Annotated in this window: 9 protein-coding genes; all 9 read left to right on the forward strand. The window is 74.0% G+C overall.

The features are described 5' to 3' along the window. Positions 1 to 4: 4 nt before the first annotated feature. A complete protein-coding gene (locus H9624_RS09780; RefSeq protein WP_251839704.1) occupies positions 5 to 577 on the forward strand; it encodes a thymidine kinase in 573 nt (190 codons plus the stop codon). An 89-nt stretch (positions 578 to 666) separates the two neighbouring features. Next, positions 667 to 1413 (forward strand): DUF1345 domain-containing protein, encoded by a 747-nt coding sequence (locus H9624_RS09785; protein ID WP_251839705.1) that lies wholly within the window; start codon positions 667 to 669, stop codon positions 1411 to 1413. A gap of 288 nt (positions 1414 to 1701) precedes the next feature. Continuing rightward, positions 1702 to 5175 (forward strand): bifunctional proline dehydrogenase/L-glutamate gamma-semialdehyde dehydrogenase, encoded by a 3474-nt coding sequence (locus H9624_RS09790; protein WP_251839706.1) that lies wholly within the window; start codon positions 1702 to 1704, stop codon positions 5173 to 5175. A gap of 232 nt (positions 5176 to 5407) precedes the next feature. Continuing rightward, positions 5408 to 7255 (forward strand): ABC transporter substrate-binding protein, encoded by a 1848-nt coding sequence (locus H9624_RS09795; protein ID WP_251839707.1) that lies wholly within the window; start codon positions 5408 to 5410, stop codon positions 7253 to 7255. Positions 7256 to 7451: 196 nt separating this feature from the next. Then, on the forward strand, positions 7452 to 8975 hold the full coding sequence (locus H9624_RS09800) for an ABC transporter permease (protein WP_251839708.1): 1524 nt from the start codon (positions 7452 to 7454) through the stop codon (positions 8973 to 8975). 52 nt (positions 8976 to 9027) lie between these two features. After that, positions 9028 to 10056: an ABC transporter permease gene (locus H9624_RS09805; RefSeq protein ID WP_251839709.1), complete on the forward strand. Its 1029-nt coding sequence runs from the start codon at positions 9028 to 9030 to the stop codon at positions 10054 to 10056. Beyond that, positions 10056 to 11819 carry an ABC transporter ATP-binding protein gene (locus tag H9624_RS09810; protein ID WP_251839710.1) on the forward strand — a complete coding sequence of 588 codons (1764 nt, stop codon included), beginning with the start codon at positions 10056 to 10058 and terminating at the stop codon, positions 11817 to 11819. Before H9624_RS09805 ends, H9624_RS09810 begins: the two co-directional genes overlap by 1 nt. 3 nt (positions 11820 to 11822) lie before the next feature. Continuing rightward, positions 11823 to 14966: an FtsX-like permease family protein gene (locus tag H9624_RS09815; protein ID WP_251839711.1), complete on the forward strand. Its 3144-nt coding sequence runs from the start codon at positions 11823 to 11825 to the stop codon at positions 14964 to 14966. Beyond that, entirely contained in the window at positions 14963 to 17755 is a 2793-nt protein-coding gene (locus H9624_RS09820) for an ABC transporter permease (protein WP_251839712.1), read from the forward strand. Before H9624_RS09815 ends, H9624_RS09820 begins: the two co-directional genes overlap by 4 nt. The last annotated feature ends 56 nt before the right edge of the window (positions 17756 to 17811 follow it).

The following is a 17811-nucleotide window of genomic DNA, read 5'->3' on the forward strand; positions in this document are numbered from 1 at the left end:
GCACATGCGCGAGGAGAAGTTGGGACGGCTCCAGGTGGTGTGCGGGCCGATGTTCGCCGGGAAGTCCGAGGAGCTGCTGCGGCGGGTGCGCCGCGCGCAGCTCGCCGGCCTCGCCGTCGAGGTCGTCAACCACTCGTGGGACGAGCGGCACGGCGCGGGGCGGGTGGCCTCCCACGCCGGGCTCAGCATCCCCTCCCGCGCGGCGAGCGACGTGCGCCCGTTCGAGCTGCTCCTCGAGGGGCGCGCGCCGGACCTCCTCGCGATCGACGAGGCCCAGTTCTTCGGGGACGGACTCGTCCCCGTGGTCGAGGCGCTGGTCCTCGCGGGGACGACCGTCGTCGTCGCCGGGCTGTGCGTCACCTTCGACGGTCGCCCCTTCGAGCCGCTGCCCGCGCTCATGGCGATCGCCGACGACGTCACGAAGCTCACCGCCGTCTGCGCCGTGTGCGGGCGCGACGCCCCCTTCCACGTCCGCACGGCCGCCGGCGAGGTCGGGGACGCGACCGTCCCCGCCACCGAGCACGTCGGCGGCACGGAGGCCTACGAGGCACGCTGCCGGCTCCACCTGCGGGGCTGAGCGGGACGTGCGCTTTGGGCGGCCCCCCGGGGACGCCCTAGATTCGGGCGCGGCGCCGCCCGGCGTCGTCACCGTGACGAGAGGACCCCGTGCCCCACCGCACGCTCGACCTGCCCCGCCGCACCCGGCTGCTCGCGGACGACCTCACCCGCGGCTGGCTCGTCGCCCCGGTCCTCGCCGTCGCCGCGCTGCTCGTCATCCTCACGCCGGTGCTCGACGTCCCCGACGACCAGCGGCCGCTCGCGGTCGTCCTCGTCCTGTACGGCGTCCTGCTCCTCGCCTACCCCGCGCTCACCCTCCTGGCCTTCGCCGGCCTGTCCGGGGCCGCGCTCACCTCCGCCCTCGGCGAGGCACGCCGTCGCCAGCTCCGTCGGCCCACCTGGGTGCGCCGCGCGCTGGGGTGGCGGGACGACGGCGTGGGCGGGGACGGCCCGTCCTGGCCGGTCCTCCTCGCGCTCGGCTCCCTCGTCGTCGCGGTCTGGCTCATCGTCTCGGAGTCGATGCGCGACTCCGGCTTCCTCGTCGCCGGGAGCATCGTCATGATCATTCTCGCGTGGGGCGGCAGCCTCGTCGCCTACGCCGTCCACACGGCCCGCCTCGACGCCGTCAGTGGCGGCCTGCGCTTCCCCGAGGACGGGACTCCCGGTGCGCAGGAGCGTCACTTCTCGGACTACCTCTACCTCTCCCTCGGCGTCCAGGCGGCCTTCGGTCCTGCGGACGTCCAGGCGACGTCGGCGCGCATGCGCCGCACCCTGGCCGGCCACATGCTCGTCGGCTGGACCTTCAACACCGTCGTTCTCGCCGCCGTCGTCTCCTTCCTCGTCGGCCTGCGCTGAGCCGGGTGGGCGGGATCCCGCTGTCGGCGGGAGGGAGGTGGGCGGCCTCGGCTGAGCCGGGTGGGCGGGATCCCGCTGTCGGCGCGAGGGAGGTGGGCGGCCTGCGCTGAGCCGCGCGGGCGGGATCCCGCTGTCGGCGGGAGTGAGGTGGGCGGCCTGCGCTGAGCCGCGCGGGCGGGATCCCGCTGTCGGCGCGAGGGGGGTGGGCCGTGTGCCGCGGGTGGGCGGGTCGTGGGAACCTGGGAGGACCGACAAGCTCTTGCACCGGGCGATCCCCGAGGAGGCGTCATGACGACCGCGACCCCCACCGACGAGCGCCCGGCCACCCCGCCGGACGTGGCCGACCTCGTGGAGGACGCGGTCACCCTCGCCGAGGCGTGGCTCGCGGCCACCGAGGAGGGGCAGACGCGCCGGGAGCGGGCCGCCTCCGGCCAGCTCGCCGCCCTGGTCAGTGACCCGGAGGGCCTGGACCTCGCGATCACCTTCGTCGACCGCGTCGCCCGCCCCGAGGACGAGGAGGTCGCCGCCCGAGAGCTGTCGCGCATCTCCGCCGGTGCCGCCGGCTTCCTCGGGCCGATCGACCGCACGCTCCTCGGTGCGGGCGCGCTCGTCGCCCCGCTCGCCCCTCGGCTCGTCGTCCCGCTCGCGCGCCGGCGCCTGCGCCAGCTCGTCGGCCACCTCGTCGTCGACGCCCACGACCCCGCGCTCGCCGAGCACCTCGCCCGCGCCCGCCGCGACGGCTTCCGCCTCAACATCAACCTCCTCGGCGAGGCGGTCCTCGGGGAGGACGAGGCCCGTGCCCGCACCGAGCGCACCCGCACGCTCCTCGAGCGCGACGACGTCGACTACGTCTCGATCAAGGTCTCCTCCCTCGTCTCCCAGATCTCCACCTGGGACACCGCGGGCACCGTCGAGCGGGTCCTCGACCGCCTGCGCCCGCTGTACCGCACCGCCGCGGCCCGCAGCCCGCACGCCTTCGTCAACCTCGACATGGAGGAGTACCGCGACCTCGACCTCACCCTCGAGGTCTTCACCCGGCTCCTGTCCGAGCCTGAGTTCGCCGGCCTCGAGGCCGGCATCGTCCTCCAGGCCTACCTCCCCGACTCCGTCGCCGCCCTCGAGCGGCTCATCGGCTTCGCCCAGCAGCGCGCCGCGGCCGGCCACGCCGGCATCAAGGTCCGTCTGGTCAAGGGCGCCAACCTCTCGATGGAGCGCGTCGAGGCCGAGGTGCACGGCTGGGCGCAGGCGCCCTACGCCACCAAGGACGACGTTGACGCCAACTACCTGCGCCTCGTCGAGCGGTCCCTGCGCCCCGAGCTCACCGGTGCGCTGCGCCTGGGCGTGGCCTCCCACAACCTCTACGACGTCGCCCTCGCCCACCTGCTCGCCCAGCGCCGCGGCGTCACCGGGATGCTCGACGTCGAGATGCTCCAGGGCATGGCCCCGTCGCAGGCGCGCGCGGTCAAGGAGGCGGTCGGCTCCGTCCTCCTCTACACGCCCGTCGTCGCCCCCGAGGACTTCGACGTCGCCGTCTCCTACCTCGTGCGCCGCCTGGAGGAGAACGCGCAGCCGCAGAACTTCCTCCGGGCCCTCTTCGACGGCGACGACGGCGCCGGCGAGGCGTCCATGGCGGACCAGGAGGCCCGCTTCCGGGCCTCCGTCACGGCGATGGGCACGGTGCCCGCCGAGCGTCGGCGCACCGCCGACCGGCAGCCGGCGGGCACGACCTTCGACAACACGACCGACGCCGACCCCGCACTGCCCGAGGTCCGCGCCTGGGCGCGGGAGCGGGTCCGCGCCCGTCCCGCCCCGCTCACCTCCCCGGTGCTGCGCACGACGGCGGAGGTGGACGCCGTCGTCGCCCGCGGCAGGGCCGCCCAGCCGGAGTGGGCCGCGCGCCCCGCCACCGAGCGGGCCGCGCTCCTGCGCCGGGCCGCGGACGAGCTCGAGGCGCGCCGCGGGGAGCTCGTCACGCTCATGGTCGCCGAGGGCGGCAAGACGATCGAGCAGGCCGACCCCGAGGTCTCCGAGGCCGTCGACTTCGCCCGCTACTACGCCGACCGCGCCCTCGAGCTCGAGCGTGGCGCCTCCCTCCACACCGACGGCGCGCGCTTCACCCCGCACGTCCTCACGCTCGTGACCCCGCCGTGGAACTTCCCCGTCGCCATCCCGATCGGCGGCGTCCTCGCGGCGCTCGCCGCGGGCAGCGCCGTCGTCATCAAGCCGGCTCCCGCCGTCCCCGGCTGCACGGAGACCGCGGTCGCCGCCCTCCACGCGGCGGGGATCCCCGACGACGTCGTCCAGGTGGTCCGGGCCGACGAGAACGAGGTGGGCCAGGGGCTCGTCGCCCACGACGGCGTCGACGCCGTCGTCCTCACCGGCGCCGCCGAGACGGCCGAGCTCTTCTGCTCCTGGCGCACCGGCCGCCCCGGCGGGCCGCGCGTGCTCGGTGAGACGTCCGGGAAGAACGCCCTCGTCATCACGCCCGCCGCGGACTACGACCTCGCCGTCGCCGACCTCGTCAAGAGCGCCTTCGGGCACTCCGGGCAGAAGTGCTCCGCGGCGTCGATCGCGATCCTCGTCGGCTCGGCAGGGCGCTCGGAGCGGCTGCTGCGCCAGCTCGTCGACGCCGTCCGCTCCCTGCGCGTCGGCTGGCCCACCGGCCTGGCCGCGACGATGGGCCCGGTCATCGAGCCGCCCACCGGCAAGCTGCGCCGCGCGCTCACCACCCTGGAGCCGGGGGAGCGGTGGCTCGTGGAACCCCGACAGCTCGACGGCACCGGGCGGCTGTGGTCCCCGGGCCTCAAGGACGGTGTCGCGCCCGGGTCCTTCCTCCACCTCACCGAGGTCTTCGGGCCGGTGCTCGGCATCATGCGCGCCGAGACCCTCGACGAGGCCATCGAGCTGCAGAACGCCACCGCCTACGGCCTCACCGGCGGCCTGCACTCGCTGGACGAGGAGGAGATCGACCACTGGCTCGAGCGCGTCGAGGTGGGCAACGCCTACGTCAACCGGCACATCACCGGCGCCATCGTCCAGCGGCAGTCCTTCGGCGGGTGGAAGTCCTCCGCCGTCGGCCCCGGCGCGAAGGCCGGCGGTCCGAACTACGTCGCCCAGCTGGGGGAGTGGGCGATGGACGGGCTTCCGGCCCACACCGCGGAGCCGTCCGCGGCCGTGCGCGCGGCGCTCGCCGACTACGCCGCCCTCGTCCCCGACGCCGCCGAGCGGACCTGGCTGGAGAGCGCCGCCGGGTCCGACGCCGCCGCGTGGGAGGCCGAGATCCGCCACGCGCAGGACCACACCGGCCTGCGCGCGGAGTCGAACGCCTTCCGCTACCGGCCGGTGCCGCTGACGGTGCGCACGGCGCCCGGGGCCGCGCCGGTCGAGCTGCTGCGCGTCCTCCTCGCCGGTGAGGCGGTGGGGGCGGACGTGCGCGTGAGCCTGGACCCGGTGACGAGCGCGGCCCTCCGGGCGCTGCGCGGTCCGCAGACCCGTGCCGGGCTCCGCCGTCTGGGCCGGCACGTCACGCGGGCCGAGACGGAGGCGCAGTTCCTCGCGCGGGTGCTGGAGGAGGGCGTCGAGCGGGTGCGCGTCGTCGGCCCCGGTGCCGGGGCGCTCCTCGACGCGCTGTGGTTGCCGCAGGTGACGGTCCTCGCCGGCCCGGTCCTGGCCACCGGCCGCCGCGAGCTGCTCGCGGTGACCCGCGAGCAGGCCGTTTCGCGCACGCGGCACCGCTTCGGCCACCTCCCCGCGGGCGCCTGACCGAGTCCCTCCCGCGCCGTCGGCGAGCCTGGGCCCCGTGAGGGAGTCCACATGGTGAGATCTTCCCCACAGGCTGTCTCAAGTCCATAACGAAACGGTTGCCGGGTTGTTTCGTCTGTCGTATGGACCACTGACCCGTGTGTACCGTGACGGCACCTCGGCGTGCACCGCGGCACACAACCGGGTACCCCCGGCGCAGCCCTCGGGCACGTCCCAGCATCCAGGAGGAACATTGAAGATCAGGCGTACGGCCCAGGCGGCCGCCGTGCTGGTGGCAGGCTCGCTCGTCCTCGCGGCGTGCACCAGCCCCAGTGACGACGAGACCACGGGCGACGGCGGCGACAACGCCACCGAGGAGACCACCGACTCCGGCGAGGCCAGCTCCACGGCCAAGGAGGACCTGGGCGACGTCCAGACCGTCGAGGGCGACATCTTCTACTCGACCGGCCAGGACGAGTTCACCGGCTACAACTCCCTGACGGCGGACACGTACAGCACGTACAACAACGTCATCATGGACCGCATCCGTCCGGAGGGCTTCTTCTACTTCGGCACCGACGGCACCATCTACGAGAACGAGGAGTTCGGCACCGCCGAGGCCGTCTCCGGCCTCGAGGGCGACGACCCGCTCGTCATCGAGTACACGGTCGTCGACGACGCCGTGTGGTCCGACGGCAACGCCATCGACTTCGCGGACTTCCTCTTCGAGTGGGTCTCGCAGAACCCGGCGTGGCTCTCCCCGGACCCGGAGAACCCGGTGTTCAACCACGTCTCGGGCACGGACTACACCCAGACGAACGTCCCCACCGGCCCGCAGGCCGACAGCTGGGACGCCAAGTCCTTCACCGTCGAGTACGCCGAGAAGTACCCGGACTGGCGCCTCGTCACCGGCTCCTACCTGCTCCCGGCCCACGTCGTGGCCGAGCAGATCGGGATCACCGAGGAGGAGCTCGTCCAGGCGATCCTCGACGAGGACGTCGAGACGCTGACCGAGGCCGCGCAGTTCTGGAACGAGGGCTGGCTCTCCAGCCCCGGTGAGGTCCCCGCCCCGGAGATCGCGCCGTCCGGCAGCCGCTACCAGTTCATGGAGGGTGGCTGGACCGCTGGTCAGTCGATCACCCTCGAGGCGAACCCCAACTACTGGGGCACCCCCGCGGCGACCGAGCGGATCACCTTCCGCTTCCTGGACGCCTCGGGCCACAACCAGGCCCTGCAGAACGGTGACCTCAACGTCATCGAGCCGCAGGCCACCGTCGACACGCTGCCGCAGCTCGAGGGCCTCGGCGACGCCGTCGAGGTCCAGACGGGCTCGACCCTCACCTGGGAGCACCTCGACTTCAACTTCAACAACGGCGTGTTCTCGGACGACGAGGGCGGCCAGGCGCTGCGCGAGGCCTTCGCCTACTGCGTGCCGCGTCAGCAGATCGTCGACAACCTCATCAAGCCGGTCGACCCCGAGGCGGTCGTCATGAACGCCCGCGAGGTCTTCCCGTTCCAGCCCGCCTACGACGAGGTCGTCGAGGCCTCGTACGACGGCCGCTACGACGAGGTCAACCTCGAGGAGGCCACCCGCCTCATCGAGGAGTCCGGCATCGCGACGCCGATCGACGTCCGCATCGGCTACTCGGCGCCCAACCCGCGCCGTACCTCCGAGATCGAGCTCATCAAGTCGAGCTGCGACCAGGCCGGCTTCAACGTCACCGACATCGGCTCGCAGGACTTCTTCTCCAACGCGCTCGTGAACGGTGACTACGAGGTCGCGCTCTTCGCGTGGGCCGGTTCCGGCCAGATCTCCTCGGGTCAGAACATCTACTCGACGAACTACCCGCAGAACTACGGCGGCTACTCCAACGAGACCGTCGACCAGGCCTGGGTCGAGCTGTCCGCCTCGCTCGACGAGACGGTCCACCTCGAGCAGACCAAGATCATCGAGAAGGAGCTGTGGGACACGCTCTTCGGCATCCCGATCTTCGCCCACCCGGGTGTCATCGCGCACACGGCCGGCATGGAGAACGTGCGCCAGACCGCGACGCAGAACGGCGTGGCCTGGAACGCGGAGCAGTGGAAGCTCGCTGAGTGACCTCGGCTGAGGTGATTCTCACTCCGATCACCTGATACGCGCCGAATTGCCGGTGGGGCAGGGGGAGGTCCTCCTTCTGCCCCACCGGCTTGCGTGTACGGTGCCTTGACGTGATTTCTCGGCGGCGGTCCGGGTCCCACAAGGACAAGGACTAGGCTGTCCGGGCTTCACCCGGAAGACCCGAAGGGCAAAGCTCGTGATCAAGTTCATCCTGCGCAGGCTGGGAATATCCTCCCTCGTCCTGCTCGGTGGGTCCCTCCTGATGTTCGTCCTCACCATCAACTCGGGCGACCCTCTGTCGGACCTCCGGGAGTCGAACGACCCCAACCGCGACAACCTCATCGCCATGCGCACCGCGAACATGCGCCTGGACGATCCCTGGTACGAGCGCTACGGCGCCTGGCTGGCCGGCGTGAGCAAGTGCGTCGTCGGTTCCTGCGACCTCGGCCTCAACCGCGCGGGCATCCCGGTCATCGACCTCCTCGGCAACGCTGCCGCAGCGACCCTGCGCCTCGTCATCCTCTCGACGCTGCTCGCCATCGTCATCGGTATCGCGATCGGCATCCTCACCGCGATCCGCCAGTACTCCGGCTTCGACTACATCGTGACGTTCTTCGCGTTCATGATGTACTCCCTGCCCGTCTTCTGGGCGGCGGTGCTCCTCAAGGAGTACGGCGCGATCCGCTTCAACGACTGGATCATCGAGCCGGACATGGCGCTGTGGCAGATCGCCGTCGTGGCCGTCGTGCTCGCCGTCATCATCGCCGGCGCCCTGGGTGGTGACGCCCGACGGCGGCTCCTCACCGGCGGCGGCACCTTCCTCTTCGTCTTCGCGGCAATGTTCTACTTCGACGCCGTCAACTGGTACCGCCAGCCGGCACTCGGCATCGCCGTCGTCGCCGTCGCCTCCATCGGCGCGGCCCTCCTCATCGTCATGCTGAGCTCGGGGCTGGGGAACAAGAACGTCCTGTACGCCGCCCTCACCACCGTGGGCGCCGGGATCGTCTCCTACTTCGTCTTCTCGGCCCAGCTCGCCGACCCGACCTGGGGCGTGCTCTTCGGGCTCTTCGCCCTCGCGATCGTCATCGCCGTCCTCAGCGGCGCCCTGTGGGGCGGCTACTCCCGGACCATGGCGATCTGGGTGTCGGTCGCGACCGCGACCGTCATGAGCCTCGTCATCGTCGCCGACCAGGCGCTGTCGGCCTGGGCGGGCTACCTCGGCTCGGTCCGCAACGGCCGCCCGATCTCGACGATCGGGGCCGAGACCCCGAACTACGACGGCACCTTCTGGCAGGAGTTCCTCGACAAGGGCACCCAGCTGCTCCTGCCGACGATCCTCCTCACCCTCGTGTCGGTCGCCAGCTACAGCCGCTACACGCGCTCGTCCATGCTCGAGGTCCTCGAGCAGGACTACGTGCGCACCGCGCGGTCCAAGGGTCTGTCCGAGCGCGTGGTCATCACCAAGCACGCGTTCCGCAACGCCCTCATCCCGATCACGACGATCGTCGCCTTCGACTTCGCCGGCCTCATCGGCGGCGCGGTGCTCACGGAGACGGTCTTCGGCTGGAAGGGCATGGGCGAGCTGTTCCGCACCGGCCTCGTCCAGGTGGACCCCGCACCCGTCATGGCCTTCTTCCTCGTCACCGGCACCGCCGCCGTCGTGATGAACATGCTGGCCGACATCGCCTACGCCTTCCTCGACCCCCGGATCCGACGGTGAGCGCAGTGAGTGACGCAGGCACCCGTACCAGCCCCGCGACCCGGAGGCAGCGATGAGAAGGTTCAGGAAGAGCAACCGGCCGGAGCACATCGTTCCGCAGCCGGGCATGCAGGGCGCCGACCCCGGCACGCTGCAGAACATCGACCAGCTCTCCGTCGAGGAGGACCTCGAGGGGAAGACGGACAAGTCCTACTCCCAGGGGCAGCTCGTCCTGCGCCGTTTCCTCCGCCACCGCGGTGCGATGGTCTCCCTGGCCGTGCTCGTGTTCATCACCGTGCTGGCCTACACCTCGATCGGCTTCGGGCCGATCCCGGGCTGGTGGAAGCACGACTACACGATGGCCGGCACCGTCACCGACGGCGGCCGCCCCTCGCTGAGCCTGTGGCCCTTCCAGATCGGTGACCAGCCCTTCGGGCAGGACAACGTCGGCAAGGACTACTTCGCGCTCGTCATGCGCGGCACGCAGCGGTCGCTCATCATCGCCTTCGTCGTCGGCATCGTCTCGACGGTGATCGGCACGGCGGTCGGTGCGGCGGCGGGCTACTTCCGCGGGTGGGTCGAGGCCGTGCTCATGCGCCTCACCGACCTCCTCATCGTCATCCCGCTGCTCGTCCTCGCGGCCGTCCTCGGCCAGATCAGCGGCGGGTCGATCTGGGCCCTCGCCTTCATGCTCGGCATCGTCACGTGGACGGGCCTGGCCCGCCTCGTGCGTGGTGAGGTCCTGTCCCTGCGCGAGCGGGAGTTCGTGGCCGCGGCCCGCGCCGTCGGCACGTCGCCGCTGCGCATCATCGTCAAGCACATCCTGCCGAACACGCTCGGCACGATCATCGTGTCGGCCACGCTGTCGATCGCGGCGGCGATCCTCCTCGAGACCTCGCTGTCCTTCCTCGGCTTCGGTGTCGACGCGCCGGACACCTCCTTGGGCGTCCTCATCAACACCTACCAGGCGTCCTTCACGTCGCGGCCCTGGCTGTTCTGGTGGCCCGGCATCTTCATCCTCGGCATCGCGCTGAGCGTGAACTTCATCGGTGACGGTCTGCGCGACGCGTTCGACCCCCGGCAGAACAGGAACAAGGACTGATGACCACCACCTCCGAGCAGTCCAGCGGGCCGGTCCTCTCCTTCACCGACCTCGACGTCCGCTTCAAGACCGAGTTCGGCTCCGTCCACGCCGTCAAGGGCATCTCCCTCGAGGTCCACCCCGGTGAGGTCGTCGCCCTCGTGGGCGAGTCCGGCTCCGGCAAGTCCGTCACCTCGATGACGGCGCTCGGCCTCCTGCCGAAGAACGCCCGCACCGGTGGCGGCATCGTCGTCGGCGAGCGTGCCGTCGGCGAGCTCGACGAGCGCGAGCTGCGCCGGATGCGCGGCAACGACGTCGCCATGGTCTTCCAGGAGCCCATGACGGCCCTCAACCCGGTGCTCACCATCGGCACCCAGCTCACCGAGGCCCTCGAGCTGCACGGCATCGCCTTCGGGCGGGCCGCGGACGAGCGCGCGGCCGAGCTGCTGCGGATGGTCGGCATCCCCGAGCCCGAGCGGCGTCTCAAGCAGTACCCGCACGAGCTCTCGGGCGGCCAGCGCCAGCGCGTGGTCATCGCCATCGCGATCAGCTGCGACCCGCGCGTCATCATCGCCGACGAGCCGACGACGGCCCTGGACGTCACGGTCCAGGCCGACATCCTCGACCTGCTGCGCTCCCTCAAGGACAAGCTCAACACCGGCATCCTCCTCATCACCCACAACATGGGCGTCGTCGCCGACATGGCCGACCGCGTCGCGGTGATGTTCAAGGGCAACCTCGTCGAGACGGGCAGCGTCGACCAGGTCCTCAACCACCCGCAGCACGCCTACACCAAGCGCCTGCTCGACGCCGTGCCCCACCTGGGCCGCGGCCGGGACCAGCTGGGCATCGCCCACGTCGAGGCCCCGCCGGTGGAGGAGAACGAGGTCCACGCCCTGCGCATGGAGAACCTCGTCATCGAGTACCAGCGCGCCGGCAAGCCGCCGTTCCGCGCCGTCGACGACGTCTCCTTCTCCGTGCGCCAGGGCGAGGTCGTCGGCCTGGTGGGCGAGTCCGGCTCGGGCAAGTCGACGATCGGCCGCTGCGCGCTCGGGCTCATCCCCGCGGCCTCCGGCACGATCCGCCTCTTCGGGGAGGACTTCGGGGCGCTGCGCCGCAAGGACGCCAAGGCCCTGCGCCGCCGGATCGGCGTGATCTTCCAGGACCCGGCAGCCTCGCTCAACCCCCGCCTGCCGATCGGCGACATCATCGCCGAGCCGATGGTGGTCCACAAGATCGGCGACAAGAAGTCCCGGGAGCGCAAGGTCCACGAGCTCCTCGAGGCCGTCGAGCTGCCCCGCAGCGTGTACAACCGCTACCCGCACGAGCTCTCCGGCGGCCAGCGGCAGCGCGTCTCGGTGGCCCGTGCGCTCGTCCTCGAGCCCGAGCTGCTCGTCGCGGACGAGCCGACCTCGGCCCTGGACGTGTCCGTCCAGGCCAGCGTGCTCGCGATGTTCACCGAGCTCCAGCAGCGCTACCGCTTCGCCTGCCTCTTCGTCTCCCACGACCTCGCCGTCGTCGACCTGCTCGCCCACCGGGTGGTCGTCCTGCAGAACGGCAAGATCGTCGAGAAGGGCAGCCGCGAGGACGTCCTGCAGAACCCGCAGCAGGAGTACACGCAGCGCCTGCTCGCAGCCGCTCCGGTGCCCGAGCCCGGGGAGCAGCGTCGCCGCCGCGAGGAGCGTCACGCGCTGCTCGCCTCCTTCGGGGAGAGCGTCGCCGAGCTCCAGCTCGACGAGGGCACGATCGGGGCCGGGCCGCTGGACGAGTCCACCCGCGAGTAGGCCGTGAGGGCGCCCCGACTCCTGCTGCGGCGTGGCCGCGCACAGCGGGGCGCCCTCCTCACGCTGCTCGTCCTCACCGCCACCGTCGCCGCGATCCTCGCCGGCAGCACCGGCTACACCCGGGCCGCGGGGGTCGCCACGATCCGCGCGACCCTCACCGAGGCCGCGCCCCACGACGCCGGCGTCCAGGTGCAGACCCGGCTCGCGGACGACCCGGAGGCGCAGGACGCCGCCGTGCGCGAGACGGTCACCGCCCGCCTCGGCCCCGCGACCGACGTCTCGCGGACTCTGTGGACGGAGCCGGTCGGCGCCGGGACCGGCGGGCAGGAGCTGCGCGTCGTCCTCGCCGAGCCGCCGGCGGGGGACGGCGTCGTCGTCACCGCCGGCGAGGCGCCCGGTCCCGGCGAGGTCCTCGTGCCCGAGGAGGCCGCCGCCGAGGAGGGCCTCACGGCAGGCACCGAGCTCGTCGTCGACGGCACGACGCTCACCGTGTCCGGCACGTGGCGCACCGGGGACGAGCGCGCGTGGTTCACCGACCCGCACACCGAGGGCGCGGTCGGCCCGCTCCTCACCGACGCCGCGACGATCCGTGACGCCGTCGGCGCGCCCTTCGTGCGCTGGACCGTCCACCCGCGCGCCGACGCGCTCACCGTGGCGGACCTCCCCGCCCTCGCCGACGGCCTCGCGGGGCTCGAGTACGCCCTCGGTGACGACGACGCCGTCGCCGTCCGTGGCCTGTCCGTCACCGGGGGCCTCGCCGCCACCGTCGACGGCCTCGCGGACGCGACCGCCACCGCGGCGGCCGTGGGCCTCGTGCCCGTGGCGCTCCTGGGCGTCGTCTCCGTCGTCGCCCTCGTGCAGGTCGTGCGGCTCCTCGGGCAGACCCGCGCCCGGGAGACCGAGATCCTCGTCGCCCGCGGGGCGGCGGCCCGGCAGGTCACGGTGTGGGCGGCCGCCGAGCTCGCGGTTGTCGCGCTCGTCGGTGGTGCTGTCGGCACGGTCGTGGCCGCCGTCGTCGTCGAACGGCTCGACGGCGGGGAGGCGCAGCGCGGGGTCGTCGTCGCGACGGGCGCCGTCGTCGCCGTTCTCACCGTCGTCACCGGGACGGTCGTGGCGGGCCTGCACGCGCGCGGCATCGCCCGCCGGATGGTCGCCGACCGCTCCGGCCGGCTGCGCGGCGCGGCGGCCGCCGGCACGGTCGTGCTCACCGGCGCCGCGGCCGCCCTCTCCGCCTGGCAGCTGCTGCGGCACGGCACCCCGCTCATCGACGACGGCGGCGCGGACGTCCTCGCCGTCGTGTCCCTCGGGGCGGTGCTCGCCTTCCTCGCGGTGCTCGCGCTCGCCCTGCTCGGCCCGCTCACCCGCGCCTCGGCCCGGGCGGGGGAGCGGGGACGCGGCCTGCCCGGCGTCCTCGCCGCCCGCCAGGTCTCCCGCCGCGTGCGCGCCTACGCCGTGCCGCTCGTGCTCGTCGTCCTGGCCGTCGGCACGACGACCGTCGCCGCCTCCTTCGCCGGGGCCACCGCCGTGCAGCGCGACCACGTCGCGGCCCTCGCCACCGGCACCGACGTGCGCGTCACCGTCCCCGCCGGGGCCGGCGGCCCGGCCCCGCAGGCGGCCCTCTCCGCGCAGCCCTACCGGGAGATCGCCGGCGTCCGGGGCGCGGGGACCGTGCTGCGGGGCACGGGCACCTTCGGCGAGCTGCCCCTCGTCGTCACGGCCCTGGACACCACGCGGCTCGAGGAGGTCGCGCGCGTCCCCGGGGGCGCCGTCGCCGGCCTCGCGCCCGCGCCGTCGGGAGTGGTGCTGCCGGCCGGGGCGCGGACGCTCGACCTCACCGTCCGGGCCCAGCTGGGGCTGCCGCCGGGGGCGCTGGAGGCGGAGGAGGAGCTCGTCGCCTCGGACCGCGAGTACTACCTCGAGGTCCTGGGGGTCCCCGAGGAGGAGGTCGACGCGCTGCTCGCCGCGGATCGGGCACGGCGGCGGGAGGGCGACCACGGCCTCGGGCTCACGCTGTGGGTGGCCGACGCGGACGGTGGCCTGAGCGCGCTCGACGCCGGACGGCTGCCGGCCGACCCCTTCGGCGACGACGGGCTGCTCGGACCCGGGCCCACCGAGCACACGCTGCGGCTGGAGCTGCCCGACGCGGGGGAGTACCGGCTCGCCGCGCTCGACCTCGCCGCCACCGGCCCGGCCCTCGGCTACGAGCTGTCCGTGGAGGTCATCGGCCTCACCGCCGACGGCACCGACGTCGACCTCGGGACCGCGCCCTGGGCGCAGGCCCCGGCCACCCCCGGCCTCGAGCCGCTGGGCACGGTGGGCGCGCGGGGCGCGTTCGAGGGCGACGTCGAGGTCCGCCTCCTGCCCGACGGCGGTGCGGGGCCGGTCCCCGCGGCCGTCACCTCCCCCCTCGCCTCGGCTGCCGACCTCGAGGTGGGGGACGCGGCCACCGTCGTGCTGGGCGGGACCGCCGTCGACCTCGAGGTGCGCACCGTCGTCGGCGCAGTGCCCGGCGGCCTGGAGGAGGACGCCGTCCTCGTCGACCTCGCCGCGCTCGGCGCCCACGTCCTCGGCCGCGCGGAGCGTCCGGTGCTCCCCGGCCAGGTCTGGCTCACCCTCGAGGAGGATGCCGACCCCACCCAGGTGGCCGCGGAGGCCGGCGCGCTCGCCGGCAGGGAGGCCACCGTCGAGGTGGCCGGGGAGAACCTCACCGACTCCGCCGGCTCCGTGCGCCACACCTTCTGGATCGTCGCCGCGGGCGCCGCGCTCCTCGCCCTCACCGGGGTGGCCGCCGTCGTCCTCGCCCTCGCCCGGGAACGTCGCAGCGAGGTCGTCGTGCTGCGCGCGCTCGGCGTGCCGCCCGCGGTGCAGGCCCGCACCCGGGTGGCCGAGCTGCTCGGCGTGGGCGGGCTCGGCGTCGTCCTCGGCGTCCTTGCCGGCTGGGCGGCCTCGGTGCTGCTCGTGCCCACCCTCGCCCGGGCCGCCGCGACCCAGCCCTCCCCGCTGCCCCTCGGCGGGCGGCTCGACGTCCTGCCGGGGCTCGCGGTGCTCGTCGTCCTCGTCGGCGGCCTGGGCGTCGTCGCCGCCGTGCTCGGTGCCCGGGTGCGGGCGCAGGCGCTGGACGCCGAGTACCGGGAGGAGGTGCGGTGAGGGGTCTCCTCGGTCTCGCGCGCCGCCAGGCCACCGCCCACCGCGCGGTGCCGGTCGCGCTCGCGCTCCTCGTCCTTCTCGTCGCCGGGGTCGTCACCGCGTGGCCGCGCCTGCTCGCCGGCGTCGACGACCGCCAGGTCACCCACGAGATCGCCGCGACGAGCCCGCTGTCCCGCGACGTCGTCGGCGTCCTGCCCACGGAGTGGCCCCGGCTGGACCCGCCGCCCCCCGGCTCCACGCCCTACCCGCCGGAGGTCGAGGAGAACGTCGGGGGCGTCCACGTCGCGCTCGAGGAGCTGCGCGCCGCCCAGCCGGAGCCGCTGCGCACGCTGCTCGGCGAGCCGAGCTTCTCGCTGCAGAGCCAGCCCGCGGAGATCGCGCCCCCGCCCGACCCGGTCATCGGCCGGCAGTGGCTCCACCTCAGCGTCGACCCGCAGCTCGCCGACCGGGTGACGCTCACCGACGGTCGCTGGCCCGAGGTGCCCGCCCCCGTCGACCCCTTCGCCGGGCTCACCGACGCCGAGCGCATGACCCTCTCCCTGGACGAGGAGGCCGCGCTCGTCGACGCCGCCATCGCGGCCAGCGGGCCGCTGGAGCTCGTCCTGTCCGCGCCCGCGGCCGAGGTGCTCGAGTGGGAGGTCGGCACCGAGCGGCGCTTCGCCGGCAACACCGTCCCGGCGCTGCTCACCGGCACCTACGAGGTCGACGACCCCGGCGCGGACTACTGGGACCACAACCTGTACTCGGTCGAGCCGCACGTCGTCGACGACCTCAACATCGGCACCTCGGCGACCGCCGCCGCCTACCTCGACCCCGCCTGGGACGGGCGGCTCCCGCCGGGCTTCCCCGTCCACGTCGCCAGCTTCCGCACCCAGATGTGGTTCCCCGTCGCCGTCGGGGCGCTGACGGCCGACGACGTCGACGCCGCGGCGGCCCAGCTCGTCCGGTTCACGACGCCCCAGCCGCTGGGCGAGGCCGGCGAGCTCGGCCCGGCGCCGGAGGTCCGCTTCGCCAGCGGGCTGGGCGAGGTGCTCGACCGGGTCCAGCAGCAGCAGGCGGTGACGTCCACCGTGCTCACGGTCATCGCGGCCGGCCCGCTCGGGGTGACCCTCGCCGTGCTCCTCCTGGCCGCGCGGCTGCTCGTCGCACGCCGCCGGCCCGGACTGGCTCTCCTGTCCGCGCGCGGCGGCTCGGGGTGGCAGCTGCGCGCGATGCTTGCGCTCGAGGGGTTCGTCCTCGGTGTGCCGGCGGCCGCGGCCGGCGCGCTGCTCGCCGTCCTCGTCCTGCCGGGCCGCACGGCACCCGCCGACCTCGCCGTCACCGGCGCCGTCGCCGTCGTGCCCGCCGTCATGCTCGCCGCGAGCACCTCCCCCCGCGGTCTGCGGGAGGGGCGCGCGGACCTCGGCGGCCGGTCCGGACGCTGGCGGTGGGTCGCCGAGGTGGTGCTGCTCGCCCTCACCGCCGTCGCCGTCGTCCTCCTCGTCCAGCGCGGCGTCGTGCCCGGGACCGGGGAGACCGACGTCCTCCTCACCGGGGTGCCGCTGCTGCTGTCCGCGGCCACCTGCGTCGTCGTCCTGCGCGTGTACCCGCTGCCGGTCCGGGCGCTGGCGGGGGTGCTGCGCCGCCGTCGCGGGCTCACGTCCTTCCTCGGCTCGGCGCGCGCGGTCCGTGACCCCTCCGGCGGCCTCGTCCCTGCCGTCGCGCTCGTCATCGGCGTCTCCGTCGCGATGTTCTCCGCCGTCCTCGGCTCGACGATCGGCACCGGTGTGCAGGCGACGGCGTGGCAGTCGGTGGGCGCCGACCTGCGCCTGTCCGGCCCGATCATCGACGAGGACCAGGCCGCCGCGATCGCCGGCGTGCAGGGGGTCGCCGAGGTGGCGACGATCGGCGACGCCGGCACCGTCAGCGTGTCGGGGGAGCGGCTGGACCTCGCCGTCGCCGACCTCGCCGCCGTGCGCGACGTCCAGGCCGACGGCGTGGGGATCGACCGCCTCCCCGCGGACCTGCCCACCGCCGCGGGCGACGCGGTCCCGGCCGTGCTGTCCGCGGAGGCGGTCGAGGCGCTCGGGGCGGGCGTCGGGGACACCCTCCAGGCCGCCGTCGGGGACGGGGTCACGCTCGAGGTGGTCGGCACGGTCGAGCGGCTGGCCGGCGCGGGCACCACCGGGGACGTCGTCGTCGACGCCGCCGCCTTCACCGCAGCCACCGAGCGGACCGTGCTCCCGCGCATCGCCCTCGTCGACGTCGCCGACGGCGAGGACCCGACGGCGGTGCTCGAGCGCGTCCGCGAGGTGGAGCCCGTCGCCCTCGCCCAGAACCCGGCGGGCGACGCGAGCGGCTTCCTCTCCTCCCCGATGGCCGGGGGGATGAACGCGGCGCTGACGGTCGCCGTCGTCCTCAGCCTGGCGCTCGTCGTCGTCGCCGTCGTCATGACCCAGCTCGTGGGCGCCCCCGCACGTGCGCGGCTGCTCGCGGTGCTGCGCACGCTCGGGCTGGACCGGCGGGGCGCCCGCGGGATCGTCGCCTGGGAGCTCGTGCCGCTGGCCGTCGTGTCGGTGCTCGCCGGCGGCCTGCTCGGCGTCCTCGTGCCGTGGGTCGTGCTCGGGAGGATGGACCTGCGGGCGCTCACCGGCGGCGAGGAGCAGCCCGGGCTGGTCGTCGACCCGCTCGTCGTCGGCGGGGTGCTGGGCGGGATCCTCCTCGTCACGGCGCTGGCGGTGCTCGTCTCCACCGTGGTGAGCAGCCGGGCCGACGTCGCGAGCGAGCTGCGGATGGGCGAGGAGACCTGACCCGGCGGGCTGGGACGGGCGTGTCTGTGGCGCATGCCACACTGGGCGGACAGTGC

This window comes from Oceanitalea stevensii (assembly GCF_014837105.1).
Taxonomy (GTDB): domain Bacteria; phylum Actinomycetota; class Actinomycetes; order Actinomycetales; family Actinomycetaceae; genus Oceanitalea; species Oceanitalea stevensii.

What these genes read in the sequence shown, in the direction of transcription:
- H9624_RS09780 (WP_251839704.1), top strand. Translation starts at nt 5, where the DNA reads ATGCGCGAGGAGAAGTTGGGACGGCTCCAGGTGGTGTGCGGGCCGATG.
- H9624_RS09790 (WP_251839706.1), top strand. Translation starts at nt 1,702, where the DNA reads ATGACGACCGCGACCCCCACCGACGAGCGCCCGGCCACCCCGCCGGAC.
- H9624_RS09805 (WP_251839709.1), top strand. Translation starts at nt 9,028, where the DNA reads ATGAGAAGGTTCAGGAAGAGCAACCGGCCGGAGCACATCGTTCCGCAG.
- H9624_RS09810 (WP_251839710.1), top strand. Translation starts at nt 10,056, where the DNA reads ATGACCACCACCTCCGAGCAGTCCAGCGGGCCGGTCCTCTCCTTCACC.